The following is a 1,308-nucleotide window of genomic DNA, read 5'->3' as shown; positions in this document are numbered from 1 at the left end:
GCTCCAGGATCTCGCCGCGCGCGTCCACGTCGATCTTCTGCGACAGGTCGCCGCGGGCGACCGCGGTGGCCACCTGCGCGATGTCCCGCACCTGCGTGGTGAGGTTGCCGGCCATCGCGTTCACCGAGTCGGTGAGGTCGGCCCAGGTCCCGGAGACGCCGGGGACGACGGCCTGTCCGCCCAGGGTGCCCTCCGTACCGACCTCCCGGGACACCCGGGTCACCTCGGAGGTGAACAGGGAGAGCTGGTCGACCATCCCGTTGAAGACCGTCGAGATCTCGCCCATCAGCCCGTCCGCCTCGTCGGGCAGGCGGGTGCCGAAGTCACCGTCCCGCACCGCCGTGAGCCCGGCCAGGAGCTGACGGAGCTCGGGCTCGCCCACCGCGGCCGGGCCGCGCCGTCCCCGGCTCGAGGAGTCCCTGCTAGCCGTCTCAGACATGCCTCATCCTCGTTCCCCACCAAGCTTCCGCTCACGGACCGTGCGGCACCGGACACGGGCCGGACGTCCGTTTCTCCTCGGACGCCTCGGCCTGCGATGGTTGCCGTACGGCAATCATGACGACAGTACCCCTCCGTGATCGACAGCAGGAGCCCGGTCCCGCGTCATCCGGCCGGAACCCGCCGCGCATGCGCTGCCGAAACCGGGGCACACGTGCGTCGAACCGGGCGGTCGCCGCCCCGACGACGAAGGGAGCCGTACGTGTTGATGGCCCATCCCGTGGTCCTGCGCGAGCTCGTCGAGCAGTACGAGACCCTCCAGGCCCTGCAGGCGGAGAACGGCAGCGCCGAGGCACGGCGCCGCATGGACGACCTCGCGTACACGCTGTGTGTGTCCACCGGCACGCGCGACGTGGACGCGGCGCTGATCGCGGCCCGCCGTCGACTCCCGGAGGCGCACGACGGGGAGGAACCCGCGCTGACCGCCTGAGCACACGCCCGAGCCCGGCACCCTCCCTCCGGAGGTGCCGGGCTCGTTCGCTTCGTGGGGGATCCGCGCTCCGGGCGGACGGCGGGAGGCCGCCTACCAGCGGTACCAGCGGCCCGTGCCGCCCTTGGGCCGGGCCACGAAGCCCACGAGCCACAGGACGAGCACGATCACGGCGATCCACCAGAGCGCCTTGACCGCGAAGCCGGCGCCGAAGAGCAGCAGGGCGAGCAGAAGCACGAGGAGCAGGGGGACCATGTGTATCGACCTCCGTGAAGACGGACGGGAAGCATCGGAAGGGGGGAACAGCCGGGCGGGGCGGAGCGCCCGCGGAGGGGACGCCCCGCGCGCTCAGAAACGGCGTTCGAGGAACAGGGCCACCG

Annotated in this window: 3 protein-coding genes; 1 reads left to right on the top strand and 2 read right to left on the bottom strand. The window is 72.2% G+C overall.

Annotated elements, in window-relative coordinates:
• The coding region (locus IE321_RS41460; RefSeq protein ID WP_190226777.1) for a HAMP domain-containing protein at positions 1 to 439 on the bottom strand (439 nt) is incomplete at its 3' end.
• A gap of 261 nt (positions 440 to 700) precedes the next feature.
• Between IE321_RS41460 and IE321_RS41455 the strand changes: the two genes are divergently transcribed.
• Positions 701 to 928: a DUF5133 domain-containing protein gene (locus IE321_RS41455; protein WP_190226776.1), complete on the top strand. Its 228-nt coding sequence runs from the start codon at positions 701 to 703 to the stop codon at positions 926 to 928.
• A 93-nt stretch (positions 929 to 1,021) separates the two neighbouring features.
• Here the strand turns inward: IE321_RS41455 and IE321_RS41450 are convergent, their stop codons facing one another.
• A complete protein-coding gene (locus tag IE321_RS41450; protein WP_043220334.1) occupies positions 1,022 to 1,183 on the bottom strand; it encodes a DUF5670 family protein in 162 nt (53 codons plus the stop codon).
• Positions 1,184 to 1,308 lie beyond the last annotated feature (125 nt).

The organism is Streptomyces hydrogenans (genome assembly GCF_014656075.1).
GTDB lineage: Bacteria > Actinomycetota > Actinomycetes > Streptomycetales > Streptomycetaceae > Streptomyces > Streptomyces hydrogenans.
This window is presented reverse-complemented; position numbering and strand designations above follow the sequence as displayed.